Origin of the sequence: Actinocrinis sp., from assembly GCF_035653575.1 — a bacterium.
In the GTDB taxonomy this organism is placed as follows: Bacteria; Actinomycetota; Actinomycetes; order Streptomycetales; family Catenulisporaceae; genus Actinocrinis.
The window spans coordinates 1-16,843 of sequence record NZ_DASRBQ010000124.1 but is presented as its reverse complement, the minus strand read 5'-3'; the positions used below and the strand labels follow the sequence as shown (position 1 = coordinate 16,843).

Here is a 16,843-nt window from a genome sequence, read left to right as displayed (position 1 = left end):
CTGCTCCGTCCGGCCATGATCGTGGTTCCCTTCCCTTTTCTCGGCCGGGGGTTCGCCCCTGACCCGACCCCTGATCCCAACCGTAGCCGAAGCGTCTGACATCCGACCAACACTTGTTCGAATATGCTTATCGAACAAGTGCGCCGCAATCCCCTCCGCCGGTCGAGCTGGTGTGCCACAGACGCTTTCGCGCGGCCGCGCGCTCGCGTTCTTCTCTGGGCTGTTGCCGTACATCCTGCTGCCACTTCCGGCTGTTAATCCGGTTTTCCACAGCGAATTCATCCGGTCGAAGGAATTTGCGCCGAACACCCTTGCGCAGGACCCCCGAAGGTGTTCAAGGCCACCTGGACCGATCGCGGAGCGTAGCTAATCAGGACACGGACACTCGTCCTCGATCGGCCGCGTCGGGGTCGCGGGCGATCGGTCCGCGTGCTAGGTTTACCCCTACATCTAGTGGCTGGTCGTCCGGAGCGTTCCACAGATTGTGGTATCGACTGGGGATTGAGCGGTTCGGCAGGTCACGGGGTTATGCACAGGGTGTGTCCACAGGTCCGTCACAGCGAGTCGCGCGGCGGCGATTACCAGGGAGGCCGGTCAACCGTGCACTGCCCGTTCTGTCGCTACACCGACAGCAAGGTGATCGACTCGCGGACCGCCGAGGACGGCACCGTGATCCGCCGCCGCCGCTCCTGCCCGCAGTGCAACCGCAGGTTCACCACGATCGAGACCGCCGCGCTGCTGGTGGTCAAGCGCTCCGGGGTCACCGAACCGTTCAGCCGCGAAAAAGTTGTCGGTGGGGTGCGCAAGGCTTGTCAGGGAAGGCCGGTCTCCGAGGACCAGATCGCACAGCTGGCCCAGCGGGTCGAGGAGGCCATCCGGGCCCGCGGCTTGGCCGAGCTGCCCAGCCACGAGGTCGGGCTGGAGATACTCGGGCCGCTGCGGGACCTCGACCTGGTCGCCTACCTGCGATTCGCCTCGGTCTACCGGGCGTTCGAATCGCTGGATGACTTCGAGGCCGAGATCGCCGCGCTGCGCAGGACCGAGGCGGGGGACGGCCCGGACGCAGGCACCGATCGGGCGGGCGAACCGGCCGTCGCAGGCTGAGCCGCGGCCGCGGCCCAAACGTAAACAGACTTAGACGCATAAGCAGACGTAGCAGAGATTTAGCAGGCGTAAGCGCAGGGAGCGGTCCACAGCCGGTGGGGAAGCCGGTCGGGGGCTAAGACGTTGACACAGAGGGACGAGAGAGGACGCTTCTCATGACGGAGACCATCAGCGGGCCGGCCCGCAAAGCCGGCAAGCAGCACGGGGTGCCTGGTCAGGCGGGCGCCGCGCAGAAGCAGTCCGACGGCCCCTCCCGCGGTCTGCGTATCGAACGGGTCTTCACCAAGCCCGGCGTGCACCCGTATGACGAGGTCGAGTGGGAACGCCGCGACGTGGTCATGACGAACTGGCGGGACGGCTCGATCAACTTCGAGCAGAAGGGCGTGGAGTTCCCGTCCTTCTGGTCGGTGAACGCGGCCAACATCGTCACCACCAAGTACTTCCGCGGCGCGCTCGGCACCGACCAGCGCGAATGGTCGCTGCGCCAGGTCGTCGACCGGGTGGTCAAGACCTACCGCAAGGCAGGCGAGGAGCACGCCTACTTCGCCACGCCCGAGGACGCCGAGATCTTCGAGCACGAGCTCACCCACGCCCTCGTGCACCAGGTCTTCGCCTTCAACTCCCCGGTCTGGTTCAACGTCGGCACGAAGAGCCCGCAGCAGGTCTCCGCCTGCTTCATCCTGTCCGTGGACGACACCATGGACTCGATCCTGAACTGGTACCGCGAGGAGGGCCTGATCTTCAAGGGCGGCTCCGGCGCTGGCCTCAACCTCTCCCGGATCCGCTCCTCCAAGGAACTGCTCTCCTCGGGCGGCAACGCCTCCGGACCGGTCTCCTTCATGCGCGGGGCCGACGCGTCCGCGGGCACCATCAAGTCCGGCGGGGCGACCCGGCGCGCGGCGAAGATGGTCGTGCTCGACGTGGACCACCCGGACGTCCAGGAGTTCATCTGGACCAAGGCCCGCGAGGAGGACAAGATCCGGGTCCTGCGGGACGCCGGCTATGACATGGACCTCGGCGGCGCCGACATCACCTCGGTGCAGTACCAGAACGCGAACAACTCGGTCCGGGTGAACGACGAGTTCATGCACGCCGTCGAGCAGGGCGGCAGCTTCAACCTGCTGGCCCGCGGCTCCGGTGAAGTCATCGAGACCGTGGACGCCAAGGACCTGTTCCGGCAGATGGCGCAGGCGGCCTGGGAGTGCGCCGATCCGGGCATCCAGTACGACGGAACGATCAACGCCTGGCACACGAACCCGAACACCGGCCGGATCACCGCGTCGAACCCGTGCTCGGAGTACATGTCGCTGGACAACTCCTCGTGCAACCTGGCCTCGCTGAACCTGATGAAGTTCCTGCGCGACGACGACACCTTTGACTCGGAGACCTTCGCCAAGGTCGTCGAGCTGGTCATCACCGCGATGGACATCTCCATCTGCTTCGCGGACTTCCCGACCGAGCCGATCACCAAGACCACCCGGGACTACCGCCAGCTCGGCATCGGCTACGCCAACCTCGGCGCGCTGCTGATGGCGACCGGCCACGCCTATGACTCTGAGGGCGGCCGGGCCATCGCCGCCGCGATCACGGCCCTGATGACCGGCGCCGCGTACAAGCGCTCCGCAGAACTGGCCGGAGTTGTCGGCCCGTATGCCGGTTACGCGCGCAACGCCGAGCCGCACACCGCCGTGATGCGTAAGCACGCTGCGGCCGCGGACGCTGTAGTGACGCTGGAGAAGTTCGACGCGGACATCCTGGATGCGGCGAAGAAGGCCTGGCGTGAGGGCATCGATACCGGCCTGGTCAACGGCTGGCGCAACGCGCAGGCCAGCCTGCTCGCCCCGACCGGCACCATCGGCTTCATGATGGACGTGGACACCACCGGGGTCGAGCCGGACCTGGCGCTGGTGAAGTTCAAGAAGCTGGTCGGCGGCGGCTCGATGCAGATCGTGAACAACACGGTCCCGCGCGCGCTGCGCAAGCTCGGCTACCACGAGGAGCAGGTCGAGGCGATCGTCGAGTACATCGCCGAGCACGGCCACGTGGTTGGCGCCCCCGGCCTCAAGCAGGCGCACTACGAGGTCTTCGACTGCGCCATGGGCGAGCGCTCGATCGCGCCGATGGGCCACGTGAAGATGATGGCGGCGATCCAGCCGCACCTGTCCGGCGCGATCAGCAAGACGGTGAACATGCCGGAGTCGGCCACCGTGGAGGAGATCGAGGAGATCTACTTCCAGGGCTGGAAGCTCGGCCTCAAGGCGCTGGCGATCTACCGCAACAACTGCAAGGTCGGCCAGCCGCTGCAGGACGCCAAGGGCGCGAAGCGTGCCGCGGCCGCCGCGGCCGCCGCCGCCCAGCAGGCGGCCCCCGTCCCGGCGCAGAGTGCTGACGCGAGCGAGGCGGAGCACCGCCCGGTCCGCCGCCGCCTGCCGAAGAACCGCCCGGGCCGCACCACCTCCTTCGCGGTGGGCGGGGCCGAGGGCTACATGATCGCCAACTCCTACCCGGATGACGGCCTCGGCGAGCTGTTCCTGAAGATGTCGAAGCAGGGCTCGACTCTGGCCGGCATGATGGACGCCTTCTCCATCGCCATCTCGGTGGGCCTGCAGTACGGGGTGCCGCTGGAGACCTACGTCTCGAAGTTCACCAACATGCGCTTCGAGCCGGCCGGCCTGACCGACGACCCGGACGTGCGGATGGCGCAGTCGATCCTGGACTACATCTTCCGCCGCCTGGCCCTGGACTACCTGCCCTTCGACGTGCGCGCCGACTACGGCATCTACTCGGCCACCGAGCGCCAGCGCCAGGTGGAGACCGGCTCCTACCTGCCGGACGAGGACGCCGACCTCACCGAGATCGCCCAGTCCGCGCCGATAGAGGAGCGCGCCCCGAAGTCGGCCGACGCCAAGCCCGCCCAGGCCAAGGCCGAGGACTCCGCGGCGCAGGCTGAGGCCAGCGTCCGCCGCGCCCCCTCCGGCGCCGGCTCCTCGGTCGAGGTGCTTGAGGCCAAGCTCGGCCACGCCGCCGACGCCCCGCTGTGCCTCAACTGCGGCACCAAGATGCGCCCGGCCGGCAGTTGCTACGCCTGCGAGGGCTGCGGCTCCACCAGCGGCTGCAGCTGAAAATGAGGCCTTAGCTGGTTAAAATTGCTGTTCAGGGCGGTGGAGTCGGGTGGACCGGCTCCACCGCCCTTGTCGTTTCGAGGCCCGTGTTGCATTCAATGCAACACGGGCCAAGGGCTATGCCGGCGGCCCGGCCGACACCGCCAAATCCCGGCGGAGCCAATCGTTGTGCATGATCCAGTGCACTCCGGGGCCCTCGAGCAGCGCCGAGGCCGGATGATCACCTGCCAGGAGCGCGAGCAAGAACGTCACGATCCCGCCATCGAACCGGTAGGTCGTTACCGGGCCACGAGCCCACATCAGCACGGGCCACCGATCCGGGTCGGGATCTTGGGTCAGCCAGAAGAACGCGTCACCCATCATGTTCTGGCCCCAAGCCACAAGGCCACCAGGAGTCGGGTGGAACGGGTACACCGGACCGTCCCAGTCGGATTCGTCGAACTCCCCGAACAGCTCAGCCTCTCCGAGCTGGTATTCGAGCAGCGCAGGAAACCCGGCCGACGAGCTGTGTGGCGAGGGCGCGTTGCATGGAGTCACAACGCTCAAGAGCGGACCGCCGAGGCCGGCCTTGCTCAGTTCCCCACCGCCATACGCATCGACGAATGCTCGGTAGTCACTCGGAAGCTCTAACCCGAACTCTGTCTTTGATCGGTGCCAGGGCGGTGGCGCCACGGGTCCCAGTGGTGGTGGCACCAATCGGGCAAGTTCCGCCAGATCCGCCCGCACGGCAACCCCCTCGTCGACTGAGATCAGGTTAGATGCCGTGCGGTTGAAGGCGGAATACAGCAGCCCCGGAATACGTACGCTCCACCAGTACGGCCCAGGCGGCGGCCGCGCTAGGCCGCCGCTGACGCCGCTGAGCTCGGGTACGGGTGTGGCCCGGGTGTGAAGTCCCGTGGACGGGGGAATCGGTGACACACCGATTCCCCCGTCGCGTTTGCGGAGGTGAGCGATGGCTGGTGGGTTCCGGATCAAGCGCGTGCAGGACGACCCATCGCCGCAGGACGGCGAGCGCGTGCTCGTCGACCGGCTGTGGCCGCGCGGCGTCAGCAAGGAGCGAGCCGCGCTCGACGAGTGGGCGAAGGACGCCGCGCCATCCAACGAGCTGCGCAAGTGGTTCCACGCGGCACCGGACGAGCGCCGCGAGGAGTTCGCCGATCGGTACACGGCCGAACTCGACGGGCCGGATCAGAGCAAGAAACTGGACGAGCTACGCGCTCGGGCGGCGAAGCACACCGTCACCTTGCTGACGGCCACGAAGGACGTCGAACATAGCCATGTGCCCGTGCTGCTTAAGCAGCTCAAGCGCAAGTAACGCACGCTTCGTCGCGGTTACCTCAGCGCTCTGCGTCCTTTGTCTGGATGTGCGCCGCGATCATGCGCAGCGCCTCCGCCAAATCGTGCCCTGACGGCGCCGTCTCCGGATCGATGGCGTACTGGGCCATCACGCCGATCAGAATCGCGTGGTACAGCTTGCCGATCTGCATTCTCGCCTTCTCGTCGGACGAGGGGTCGGCACCCGGGAACAACTGGGACAGGCCCAGGTGCGCCTCCGGCTGAATCCGGGCGAAGAACGCGCGCATTTCCGGGTTCCGATCGAATTCGACGATGAGCTCCAACTGAGCGCGCCACAGCGGCTTGTTGTTCTCGAACGAGGCCACCATGTGCGTCCACAGGGTCTCGATCCGATCCAGCGCGCTGGCGTTCGGGTCCACCGCGGCCAGGGCTTCCTCGAAGCCCTCGCTCCACTCGCCGACGGCCTCGTAGACCGCCTGGTTCATCAGCGCCTCTTTGGAGCCGAAGTGGTAGCCGATGGCCGCCAGGCTCACTCCGGAGGCCGCCGCGATGTCGCGGGCGGTGGTGGCCCGGTACCCCTTCTCGAGCAGACAGCGCTTCGCGCCCTCGAGCAGATCCTCGCGATTTCCCATGTCCTGAGCATACTCCCGCCTTGGACGATCGTCTTGCACAACCGTACTAGACAGTTGTATTAGACGGTTGTACAGTTCCCGGCATGACGACTAAGCCGAGCGGCCCGCGGGCCGGACGCAGGGAATGGATCGGGCTCGGGGTGCTGCTGCTGCCGCTCCTGCTGGTCTCGATGGACGTCTCCGTCCTCTACTTCGCCGTCCCGTTCATCAGCCGGGACCTGGAACCGAGCAGCACCCAACAGCTGTGGATCTTCGACGTGTACGGGTTCGTGCTCGCCGGGCTGCTGATCACCATGGGCTCACTAGGCGACCGGATCGGCCGGCGCCGGCTGCTGCTCATCGGCGCGGCCTCGTTCAGCCTGGCCTCGCTCGGCGCCGCCTACTCGCACTCCGCCGGACAGCTGATCGCGGCACGCGCCGTGCTCGGCGTGGCCGGCGCGACCCTGATGCCCTCGACGCTCGCGCTGATCCGCAACATGTTCCACGACGAGAAGCAGCGCCGCACCGCCATCGCGATCTGGACCGGCGGCACCACCAGCGGAATCGCCCTCGGCCCGGTGCTCAGTGGCTTCCTGCTCGGCCACTTCTGGTGGGGCTCGATCTTCCTGATCAACGTCCCGTTCATGCTCATGCTGCTGATACTCGCCCCGGCGCTGGTGCCGGAGTTCCGCGCGCCGCAGGCCGGCCGGTTCGACCTGCTCGGCTCGCTGCTCTCCCTCGGCGCGGTGCTGCCGGTGATCTACGGCATCAAGGAGATCGCGGCCAACGGAGTGTCCGGCGAACGCTCGGCCTACATCGCGGCCGGGACCGTCGTCGGCGGCCTCTTCCTACTGCGCCAGGTGCGCAGTGATCACCCGATGATCGACCTGAAGCTGTTTCGTAGCCGCGGCTTCACCGGCTCGGTCCTGATGAACGCCATCGCGATGTTCGCCATCGTCGGCTTCGCCATCTTCACCACGCAGTACCTCCAATCCGTGATGGGCATGAGCCCGATGACGGCCGCGCTCTGGTCGCTCGTCCCCTCGCTCGGTATAGGCGCCATAGCCCCGCTCACGGGCGCCCTCGTGCAGCACTTCGACAGGGCGTACATCGCGGGAGCCGGATTCCTGCTCGGCTGCGCCGGATTCAGCCTGCTCACTCAGCTGCACGCGCAGTCCCGCATCTGGGTCGTGCTGGTCGGGGCGGGCATCTACGCCAGCGGGCTCGTCATGGTCATGACGATCGGCGGCGAGCTAATCATGGGCGCGGTACCGCCCGAGCGGGCTGGGGCAGCGGCGGCTGTGGTCGAGACGGGCACGGAGTTCGGCGGTGCGTTGGGTATGGCGGTGCTTGGAAGCATTGGCGCCGCGATTTACCGATCGGACCTCGCGTCTAACGCGCCGCACGGACTGCCGTCAGGAGTCCTGAGCACTGCGCGCGACACGCTCGGCGGTGCGGTAACCGTGTCCCACCAACTGCCCGGCCGCACTGGCGGCTCGCTGCTTACGGCAGCGCGGGATGCGTTCACGCACGGGATGAACGTGGCGGCAATCGGTGCGGCGGTGCTGATGCTGGCGGCGGCAGCGATGACCGTGACGTTCCTGCGCGGACTGCGCATCGAAACCGCACAATCGCAGCAGAATGAGGTGGAAAACCCGGAGCTGATCGGATCCGCATTCTGATTCGTGCACGAGAGAACCAAGCCCGCGGCAGACGAATAACTTTGATATACCTCGCATTCGGCGGTCACGGAACGTGTTCCCGTGGCCGCCGAATCGTCTTTAGTCTGGCTTTCGTTATTAGCCGGTGACCATACGAGCGCCAGCTCCCGGTAACGTCAGCGTGTGAGTGAGACACCCGAGAGCGCGTCCGGAGCGATCGACCGGGCCGCGGACTACATTCAGGGTCACGGGGGACCCTTCGATCTAGACCGCTTTTCCGCGCTGTTGGCCGCGACGAACCGGAAATCTGAGCAAACCGGCATTTCGATAGCGCCGGAGCCGCCGCAGAATATCGACGGCGGCTGGCCGGCGGCGTGGTCCGAAGGCGCCTCCAGTCTCGACGCCACGTGCCACATGCTCGACCTGCTCTCCGACTTCAGCTCACCGCCGCCCGCCGTCGACATCCCAGCGGCGATCGCCTTCCTCACTTCGACGCAACTGGACGACGGGACGTGGCGGGAAGGACCGAGCCACCGCACTCCCGACGCACTCATGCCGGGCTCGGCTGCCGCCCGCGTGTACCTCACCGGGAACTGCGCGCGTACGCTCATCGCGTACTCCGGCCCGCAGCGGGCCATCGAGCAGGCCGCGCAGGCGCTCGAATGGTCGCTCGACCCGCACGGCCGGCTGCCCGGCCCGCTCGTCGCGCACTGGCTCGGCGCACGGGTACTGCGGGTCGCCGGTCGTGACCTCGCCGCACGGCGGCTGTTGGACGTGGTCGGCCGAAGTTTCGACGGGCTCACCGCCGCTGATCTGGTCCAGTTCGGCTCGAACACGCCGCGCGGCGATCGCTGGACGCGGCGCATCGCCGCGCGCCTCATAGCGCTTCAGGCATCTGACGGTTCATGGTCGGGGGAGGATGGCGAACCGTCCGTCGCCGTGTCGATTACCGCGTGCCGCGTGCTCCTGAGGGCTTAGGCGTAGCTCATACGTATGGGCACGGCCCCGCGTGCGCGGAGCCGTGCCCATACATCGTCGGTATTCGATACCTATCGGTCAGTCGGATGGAGCGTCAGGTCAGGATGAGGCTGCGGTGAGGGTTACCTGCGTCGTCGAGGTCTGGCCGTTTCGCACGTAGGTAAGCGTCACGGGCGTTCCGGGCTTGTAGGACCGAATCGCGGCCACGAGCGAGTCGGCGCTGTTGACCTGCTGGTCGTCGACCTTGGTGATCACGTCGCCGACCTTGATTCCGGCCTTGTCCGCGGCGCCGCCGGAGGTCACCGACTTCACCACGGCGCCGGCCTGGGTCGCCGTCTGGCCCGGGTCGGTGACGCTGACGCCGAGCAGCGAGTGCGTCGCCTTGCCGTTCGTGATCAGCTCGTTGGCGATCCACTTGGCCTGGTTCACCGGTATCGCGAAGCCGAGGCCGATCGAGCCGCTCTGCGAGGAGCCGCCGAGGCCGCCGGAGCTCGCGGTCGCGATCGCCGAGTTGATCCCGATGACGTCGCCGTTCAGGTTGACCAGCGGTCCGCCGGAGTTGCCCGGGTTGATCGAGGCGTCGGTCTGGATCGCGTCGAGCACCGAGTTGGTCGAGCTCTGCGAACCGGTGTCGCTGGACGGCAGCACCGGGCGGTTCAGCGCCGAGATGATGCCGGTCGTCACCGTGTTGGACAGACCCAGCGGAGCGCCGATCGCGACGACGTTCTGGCCGATTGCGAGGCTCGAGGAGTCGCCGAGGGTGGCCGCGGTCAGTCCGCTGACCCCGCTCGCCTGGATGACCGCCAGGTCGCTGGCCTCGTCCCGGCCGACGATCTTCGCCGGGGTGATCTTGCCGTTGCCGAAGGTCACCGTCATGCTGTCGCCCGAGGTGGCGGCGGCCGCGACGACGTGGTTGTTGGTCAGGATCTCGCCGTTGGAGGAGATGATGATGCCGCTGCCCTCGTCGCCGGTGCCGTCGGAGGCGGTCACCGAGATCGTCACGACGGACGGCAGGATCTTGGCGGCGGCGGCCGTGACCTGATTGGCGTTGGCCGAGCCGGTGTTGAGGCCGCTCGAGGTGGTGTTGTTGGTGGAGCCCGCCAGGGACGAGGTCGTGGTCGTGTTGTTCTTGGTCACCGCGTAGGTGATCCCGGCGCCGAGGCCGCCGCCGATCAGGCCGGCGAGTACCGCGGTGACCAGGGCCAGCTTGGCGACCGGGCGCTTACGCTCGGGGCCGCCGCCGTTCGCGGACTCCGGCGAGCCGTACGGCGGCAGGCCGGTCGGGGCGGGCATGGCCCAGTTCGGCTGCGGGGGAGCGCCGGCGCCGGACGGGGCGCTCGCGCCTCCCCACCCCTGGTGCTGCTGAGACTGCGGCTGCGGAGGCGTGCCCCAGACCGGTGCGGTCGGCAGCGGCGCCGGTCCGGCGGGCGATCCGAGCGGCTGGTTGATCACCTGAGTCTGCTGCTCCCGGCCGGCCTCGGATGCCGGTATCGGCGCGGCGGCCGGCGACTGGTTCTGCGGCGCCTGACTCGGCGCAGGCTCCACAGGCCGCGTGGGCTCGGGAACGGCTGACTCGGCCTGCTGCGCATATGGCGACGGCGACTCGTACTGGGGGCGTGACTCGGAAGTCCCGGGGGTCGCGTCGGAGGGTGCTGCGGGCGCCGGCGGCTCGTATCCGGTCGCTGAGCCGGTGGAGTCGTCCGCCGGGTGGGTCGCGCGGTTGTCAGGCGTCTCGGTCATGGCTCTAACTTTCTTCCCTCAGTCTGAGATGCGGCTGAGACGGCGTGCAGAACTGGTTATGGAGTTGAGACTAGTTAGTCTCAGGTGCGCTCGGCCCGCCGTGTGAGCCGCTTGGAGCGGCCGTCGGCGGCAGCGCCGTGATGGTCGGCGCGTCAAGGGACGGATCGGCACCTTTGCCCGGCAGCCAGACGCCGAGCAGCGCGCCGCCGCCGGGCGCACGCGCCGCGGCGACTCGCCCGCCATGGTTCTCGGCCACCTGACGGACAATCGCAAGGCCGAGTCCGGATCCGGGCATCGTGCGGGCTTCGGGGGAGCGGTAGAAGCGTTCGAAGACGTGCGCGATGTCTTCCTCCGCGATGCCGGGGCCTTCATCGGCGACCTGGAGCGCGCCTTCACGCAGGCTGACGGTTACCGTGCCGTCGGGTGGCGACCACTTCGCTGCGTTATCCAACAGGTTTGTTACCGCGCGCTCCAGCGCAGCGGGATCGCCTTCCAGGTACCACGGGTCCAGGTGCACGTCGTACGTAAGCGAAGGTGCGCGGCGCTTAACGCGTTCGACGGCGTGCTCAACAACGTCGGCGAAGTCGATCTGTTCGATTGCGTGGGCCGGGTGTTCGTCCCGGGACAGCTCCACGAGGTCGGAGATGAGCAGGGACAGCTCCTCCATTTGCGCGCGCACGTCGTTCATGAGGTCGATCCGGTCCTGCGCGGAGAGCCGCGGATTGTCCGGCTCGGCCATGGCTTGCGCGAGCAGGTCGAGGTTGGTGCGGATGGATGTCAGCGGCGTGCGCAACTCGTGCCCCGCGTCCGCGACGAGGCGGCGCTGGTAATCCTGCGAGCGCGCGAGTGCGGTAAGCATCGTGTTGAAGCTGGTCGTCAGGCGGGCGAGGTCGTCGTCGCCGGTGACTTCGATGCGCCGTAGATCGCCCGTTTGGGCGATGTACTCGGTGGCCAAGGTCAGCCTTTGCACGGGCCGAAGGGCGGCCCGGCCGAGGAAGAAGCCAGCTGTTCCGGCGATGGCGATGCCGGCCAGGCCGACGAGGAGTGAAACGAGCCCAAGTGTGTGCAGCGTTGCCTGCGTGGGGGCCATCGACTCGGCGAGGACCAACGCCGCGCCGCTGCCTCGACCACCCAAGGGCAACGAGGTGACGCGGTACGTGGTGCCGCCTTCCTGGACCGTCCGTGTGCACCGCTCCAGATAACCTGACGCCACATCAAACTCCGGCTGCCCGAAGGGTGCCGCAGGATGCACGGTGATGGTCTGTCCACGCATCAAGATGGGGACAGTCGGCGGCTGCACTGGGTTTTGACCAGGAAGGATGATCGTTTCCTGTAGGCCGAGCGAGTGCAGCAACTCGGCGCCTTCAGTGCTGGTCGCCAGGAAATTCGGGTTCCCCAGATCCGATGCCTCGACGAAGATCGCGCGCTGGAACAGGTCGTCGTCGAAGTGGTTGGAGATCTCGTCGCGCACGACGACGTAGCTCACGATCGACGCAATGGTGAGCGTGAAGCCGACAGTGACCATGACCAGCAGGGACACGCGGGCACGCAACGGCATTCGATGCAGTGCCTCGCGTATGGAGCGGGCGTTCCACCAGGCCGGCGCCCTGAATGCCCACTTCCGGTCCTGCTGCTCCGCCTTCTCCTGTGCGGCCGTCGTCACGGCGCCGTCTCCCGCAGTGCGTAGCCGATACCGCGCACCGTGTGGATCAGTCGGGGCTCACCCTCCGCCTCGGTCTTACGCCGCAGGTAGCCGACGTACACCTCAAGGGAGTTGGCCGTGGTCGGGAAGTCGAAACCCCACACCTCTTCGAGGATCTGAGCGCGCGTTAGCACCTGCCGGGGGTGACGCATGAGCAGTTCCAGCAGGTTGAACTCGGTACGCGTCAGGCGCACAGTGCGATTCCCGCGGGTCACTTCGCGGGCGGCGCTGTCAAGCGACAGGTCGGCGAAGGTGAGGATGTCCTGGCCCGGGCTGTAGGCGGACTGGGTACGACGCAGCAGCGCGCGCAACCGCGCCAGCAGCTCCTCCAGCGCGAACGGCTTCGGCAGGTAGTCGTCGGCGCCCGCGTCCAGGCCCGCGACCCGATCGGAGACGGCGTCGCGCGCGGTCAACACGAGAATCGGCAGGTCCTCGCCCGCGGATCGCAGCCGGCGGCACGCCTCCAGGCCGTCCAGCCTCGGCATCATCACGTCGAGCACCGCCGCGTCCGGGCGGTTGCGCGCGATCGCTTCGAGGGCGGCGAGCCCATCCGTGGCCACGTCCACGTCGTATCCGTTGAACGCCAGCGAGCGGCGCAACGAGTCGCGCACCGCTTGGTCGTCGTCAACCACCAGAATCCGCATGCCCGAAGTGTTACCCCACGCGCTGAGAAGGTCCTGAGACGCGCCGAAAGCCTCGCCAACAAGCCGCCTCGGAACCCGTCCGATCCTCCTGATTTCGTACAACTACGTCCCAGGCTAATCGATGGTCGGATTATCAACTGCGCTGTTCAGGCGATGGTCTTTGTCCACAAGGGGCAGTTGTCCACAGGTGCCCGGAAATCTTCCCCACAGGGCTTGCAAACCGGTGATCTTTGATTCAGGGCGGCTGCGGCAAGCACCGTCCGATCCGCCGGTCGGCGGCGGAGACGATGCGAGGGAGGCAGGGCATGAGCATGACGACGGCTACCGCGGCGGGCGGCGTGTGTTGCGGCGGGCGGGAGTGTCCCGAATCGGACTGCGCGGGAGCGCAGATCATGGAGCCACAGGCGGACCGCTTCAACGGAATCCATCTCACCGCGGGCAGCGAGGACGAGGCGGAGGCACTGGCCGCGCAGTTGGAGGGCGGACTGCCCGGCGCGGTACGGCTGGGCTCCCCGGCGGAAGTGGCCGCGGCCATCCCGCACTTTTTTGGCTTCCATCCCGATTCGAGCATCGTGATGCTCGGGCTCGCCAGATCGCAGCACGACTGCCGGGCCGGGATCAGCCACGGACTGCGGGTCGACCTCTCGTCGGTGGCGCACGGTCCTGCCGCGTTCGGTCGCTGGGCTGCCGGGCGGCTGGTGGAGGCCGGGGCGAACGAGACGCTATGCGTGATCTACCCGCCGGAGGGCGGTCCGGCGCGGATGGCGGACTACCGGCGTCTGGTGGCCGGAATGTGCACGCCGCTGCGCCTGGCCGGTGTGCCGCCACTTGACGTGCTGTTTGTCGCGGACGGCCGCTGGTGGTCGTTCCTATGCGACAGCCCGACGTGCTGCCCTCCCGACGGCTCGCCGGTGGAGAGCGGCGCCAGCGCTATCGCCGCGCTCAGCGCCTACTCGGGACTGGCGGTGCTGCCGAACCGTGCGGCTCTCGCAGCCAGCCTTGAGCCGTATGGCGGTGAGATGGTCGAGCGGATGCGGGCCGCGTGCGATGACGCACTCAGCCGCATCGCCGCTGCGCACTTCGCGGCCGAGTCGGCCGGTGATTCCGCGTTTCGGCCGGAAGCCGCCTTCAGATCCGGTGCGGCCTGCTTCCCGGATGGCGGCCTCGGCGACGACACCGGCATCCCTTTCTATCCCGCGCTTGAGCCGGCCCTGGTGATCGGCGCCAGCACACCGCAGGGCGCCGTGGACTGCGAATCCGAATCCGAAGAGTGCGCAGCCCGCGAATGCGTAACCCCCGAAGAGGAGTCCGAAGGAATCTTCTGCGACGCCACCGATACGCCACTGGACGCCTCAACTTGCGACGAGGCGATCGCCGCACCTGAGCCACCCGCACCCGAGGCGTCCCAGCGTCGCCGGACACCGACACCGAGCCGGATTCTCGACTTCGACTGGGACGACGTGACACGCGCCTGGCAGCTCGCCGACAGCCTCTGCGACGGTCAGGTGCCGCCGGATCGAGCGATGACCGACGAGACCGCAGGCGCGCTGCTCGTTGCCTTGACGGACGTGCGGGTGCGCGACTACCTGGCGACCTGGTGCGGCGATGATCGCGCCGGGCAGGCGGTCGCGCTCAGCGTGGAGCTGGCTCGGCGCGCGGTCACGGCGGAGCAAGCGGCCGCCGCCTACTCGATCGCGGCGTGGGCCGCCTGGGCGCTCGGCTGGGGAGCGTGGAGCCGGCTTTGCCTAGAGCGGGCGGCGAACGCGGTGCCTGGTTACGCACTCGCAGGGCTGATCAAGCAGGGCCTGGAGCGGGGTGTCGGCCCGGAATTGGTCCGCGAGGCGGCTCAAGGCACCGCGCGTCGGCTCGACGAGATGCACGCCGAGCACTACGCGGCGCAGGAGCGGGAGTCCGGCCGACTGCACAGAGGGCGCTGAGACGATGGCGCGTAAGAACCTTTCATCGCTGGTTATCGTCATTCGGACGATATATGATGCCCGCTCATGGCGACGTCGCAGAGTCCGGCAGGCTACAACCCCCGTGACTGGCCGCCGTTCGCGGTCACCGTGGACCTGGTTGTCCTCACGGTTCGGGACGGCGCCCTCTCGGCACTGGTCGTTCGCCGCGGCGAGCAGCCTTTCGCGGGTTGTCTGGCGCTGCCGGGTGGCTTCGTTCGAGAGTCCGAGTCCCTCGGCAGTGCCGCCGGACGGGAGCTCGCGGAGGAGACCGGCCTGGCGGATCTGCCGGTGCATCTCGAACAGCTCGCCACCTACGGGGAGGTGGACCGGGATCCCCGCATGCGGGTCATCTCGGTCGCCTATCTTGCGCTCGCCCCCGATCTGCCCACCCCTCGCGCGGGTGGCGACGTGGTCGCCGCGGCCTGGACGCCGGTCGCCTCGATCCTGCCCGAGCTCTTCCCCGGCCACGCGGGTGCGGGTCCGGCCGGTGCGCCGCTGGCCTTCGACCACGCGAAAATCCTCGCCGACGGCGTCGAGCGGGCCCGTGCGAAGCTCGAGTACTCCCCGCTCGCCGCCGCCTTCTGCCCGGCCGAGTTCACGGTCGGCGAATTGCGCCGCGTCTACGAGGCCGTGTGGGGTGTGGCGCTCGACCCGCGCAACTTCCACCGCAAGGTCACCGGCACGCAGGGCTTCCTGATCCCGGTCGGCGACACGACGGCGCGTCAGGGCGGGCGTCCGGCGCAGTTGTTCCGTCTGGGTGATGTCACCTTGCTAAACCCGCCGATGCTGCGCCCGAACTAGCCGATGCAGGTCGCTGACCTCGGCTGACGGCAAGTCAGCTCGGTCACGCATATTCAGCTGCTGCGCGCCCCCATGCGGGTGATTTCCGGGACCGCGAGCGTGTCAGCCCGTCCGGCTCGTCGCCCGCGCCCGACGATCGAAGGGAGGTCAGCTCAACCGGGCAGCAGCGAATATCCAGGAGGCGCCAGGCGTGATCGAAGCCATCGACCTGACGGTACGGCGACGTGGCCGCACAGTTCTCGACGCGGTGAGCTTCGATGTGCGTCCCGGGCAAGTGACCGGAGTGCTCGGCGGCACCGGGGCCGGAAAGACGGTGTTGCTGCGCCGGATGGTGGACCTCGAGCGCGGACGCGGTGAGACGCTGTTCGACGGCCACCCGTATCGCGCGCTGCGCCGACCGATGCGAGAAGTCGGGCTGCTGCTCGATCCGGCGATCGGCGACCCGGACCGCACGGTCCGTGGCCACCTGCGGCTCGCGCTGGCAACAGACCGAGGCGCTGCGCGCGAGGGCGTCCTCGCCAGCGCGCGGCAGACCGCCGGCGGCGGTGCGGTCGCAAACCGGTACGGCCGTGGCGACGGGCGCGGGACAACCGAGAGCCTGCACGCGGTCGGCGCGCGGGCTGGCGCAGGTCGCGAGAGTGCTGATGCCAGGGTGCGGAACGGCTCGGGCCGGACTGCGAGTGCGGACGGCCTCGGCATTGACGCGGAGGAGGACGCTGAATTCGCGGAAGCTCTCGGCGTTCACAGCGCTCGGGTTGGGGCCGACGAGTCTGATGCCGATGCGATCGGAATCGGAGCACGCCAATCAGGGCGGCCGTATGACGACGGCGAGCGCGGTGACGGATTCGGTCGCCGACGGTGGCTTCGGTTCGGCCGCCGGTCGCTTCACGACGAGGGCGATCTCGCCGCCCGGCTCGAATGCGCCGAGAACGGGTGCGAGGCTCGCCACGATGAGAGCGAGTTCGAGCAGCGTAAGGAGGCCGCTGGACGCGGTCGCGGCGGCCTCGATGAGGGCGATCTGGCTGACGGAATCGAGGCCGCTGGACGCGGTCGCGGCGGCCTCGATGAGGGCGATCTGGCTGACCGAATCGAGGCCGCTCGACGCGGTCGCGGCGGCCCCGATGAGGGAGACCTGGCTGACCGAATCGAACGCACCCGCCGCGGGCGCCCCGCCGACCGGATCGATGCCGTCCTCGACATCGTCGGGCTCACCGAGCAGAGTCGCA

At 68.2% G+C, this 16,843-nt stretch carries 13 protein-coding genes and 1 pseudogene; 8 read left to right on the top strand and 6 right to left on the bottom strand.

Annotated features, from left to right (window positions below; all coding sequences use genetic code 11):
* The first annotated feature begins 600 nt into the window (after window positions 1-600).
* Window positions 601-1,104, top strand: a complete 504-nt coding sequence (nrdR, locus tag VFA06_RS17800) for a transcriptional regulator NrdR (RefSeq protein ID WP_324841730.1) — start codon at window positions 601-603, stop codon at window positions 1,102-1,104.
* Between the two features lie 155 nt (window positions 1,105-1,259).
* Window positions 1,260-4,226 carry a vitamin B12-dependent ribonucleotide reductase gene (locus tag VFA06_RS17795; protein WP_324841729.1) on the top strand — a complete coding sequence of 989 codons (2,967 nt, stop codon included), beginning with the start codon at window positions 1,260-1,262 and terminating at the stop codon, window positions 4,224-4,226.
* A 117-nt stretch (window positions 4,227-4,343) separates the two neighbouring features.
* Here VFA06_RS17795 and VFA06_RS17790 read toward each other — a convergent pair whose 3' ends face one another.
* The gene (locus VFA06_RS17790) at window positions 4,344-4,772 is read right to left on the bottom strand and encodes a hypothetical protein (protein ID WP_324841728.1); all 429 of its coding nucleotides are present in this window, start codon (window positions 4,770-4,772) and stop codon (window positions 4,344-4,346) included.
* A gap of 406 nt (window positions 4,773-5,178) precedes the next feature.
* On the opposite strand from VFA06_RS17790, the gene VFA06_RS17785 reads away from it, so the two are divergent.
* Window positions 5,179-5,541, top strand: a complete 363-nt coding sequence (locus VFA06_RS17785; protein ID WP_324841727.1) for a DUF488 domain-containing protein — start codon at window positions 5,179-5,181, stop codon at window positions 5,539-5,541.
* Between the two features lie 22 nt (window positions 5,542-5,563).
* On the opposite strand, the gene VFA06_RS17780 is transcribed toward VFA06_RS17785, so the two are convergent.
* A complete protein-coding gene (locus tag VFA06_RS17780; RefSeq protein WP_324841726.1) occupies window positions 5,564-6,154 on the bottom strand; it encodes a helix-turn-helix domain-containing protein in 591 nt (196 codons plus the stop codon).
* 83 nt (window positions 6,155-6,237) lie between these two features.
* Here VFA06_RS17780 and VFA06_RS17775 point away from each other — a divergent pair, with 83 nt between their 5' ends.
* Both VFA06_RS17775 and VFA06_RS17770 read left to right on the top strand, forming a co-directional pair.
* Complete coding sequence (locus tag VFA06_RS17775; RefSeq protein WP_324841725.1) at window positions 6,238-7,815, top strand: MFS transporter; 1,578 nt, start codon at window positions 6,238-6,240, stop codon at window positions 7,813-7,815.
* Between the two features lie 162 nt (window positions 7,816-7,977).
* On the top strand, window positions 7,978-8,772 hold the full coding sequence (locus VFA06_RS17770; RefSeq protein ID WP_324841724.1) for a hypothetical protein: 795 nt from the start codon (window positions 7,978-7,980) through the stop codon (window positions 8,770-8,772).
* A gap of 99 nt (window positions 8,773-8,871) precedes the next feature.
* On the opposite strand, the gene VFA06_RS17765 is transcribed toward VFA06_RS17770, so the two are convergent.
* From VFA06_RS17765 to VFA06_RS17755, 3 genes are all read right to left on the bottom strand, one after another.
* On the bottom strand, window positions 8,872-10,512 hold the full coding sequence (locus tag VFA06_RS17765) for a trypsin-like peptidase domain-containing protein (RefSeq protein ID WP_324841723.1): 1,641 nt from the start codon (window positions 10,510-10,512) through the stop codon (window positions 8,872-8,874).
* A 70-nt stretch (window positions 10,513-10,582) separates the two neighbouring features.
* Window positions 10,583-12,175 (bottom strand): HAMP domain-containing sensor histidine kinase, encoded by a 1,593-nt coding sequence (locus VFA06_RS17760; RefSeq protein ID WP_324841722.1) that lies wholly within the window; start codon window positions 12,173-12,175, stop codon window positions 10,583-10,585.
* Window positions 12,172-12,858 (bottom strand): response regulator transcription factor, encoded by a 687-nt coding sequence (locus VFA06_RS17755; protein ID WP_324841721.1) that lies wholly within the window; start codon window positions 12,856-12,858, stop codon window positions 12,172-12,174. Before VFA06_RS17755 ends, VFA06_RS17760 begins: the two co-directional genes overlap by 4 nt.
* 305 nt (window positions 12,859-13,163) lie before the next feature.
* On the opposite strand from VFA06_RS17755, the gene VFA06_RS17750 reads away from it, so the two are divergent.
* From VFA06_RS17750 to VFA06_RS26105, 3 genes and pseudogenes are all read left to right on the top strand, one after another.
* Entirely contained in the window at window positions 13,164-14,795 is a 1,632-nt protein-coding gene (locus tag VFA06_RS17750; protein WP_324841720.1) for a DUF4192 domain-containing protein, read from the top strand.
* A gap of 66 nt (window positions 14,796-14,861) precedes the next feature.
* Window positions 14,862-15,617, top strand: coding sequence for an NUDIX hydrolase (locus VFA06_RS17745; RefSeq protein WP_324841719.1), 756 nt, complete (start codon window positions 14,862-14,864; stop codon window positions 15,615-15,617).
* Between the two features lie 190 nt (window positions 15,618-15,807).
* Window positions 15,808-16,023 (top strand): annotated as a pseudogene (locus tag VFA06_RS26105) (ATP-binding cassette domain-containing protein); the annotation flags it as partial.
* 399 nt (window positions 16,024-16,422) lie between these two features.
* Here VFA06_RS26105 and VFA06_RS17735 read toward each other — a convergent pair.
* The coding region (locus VFA06_RS17735) for a hypothetical protein (protein ID WP_324841717.1) at window positions 16,423-16,843 on the bottom strand (421 nt) is incomplete at its 5' end.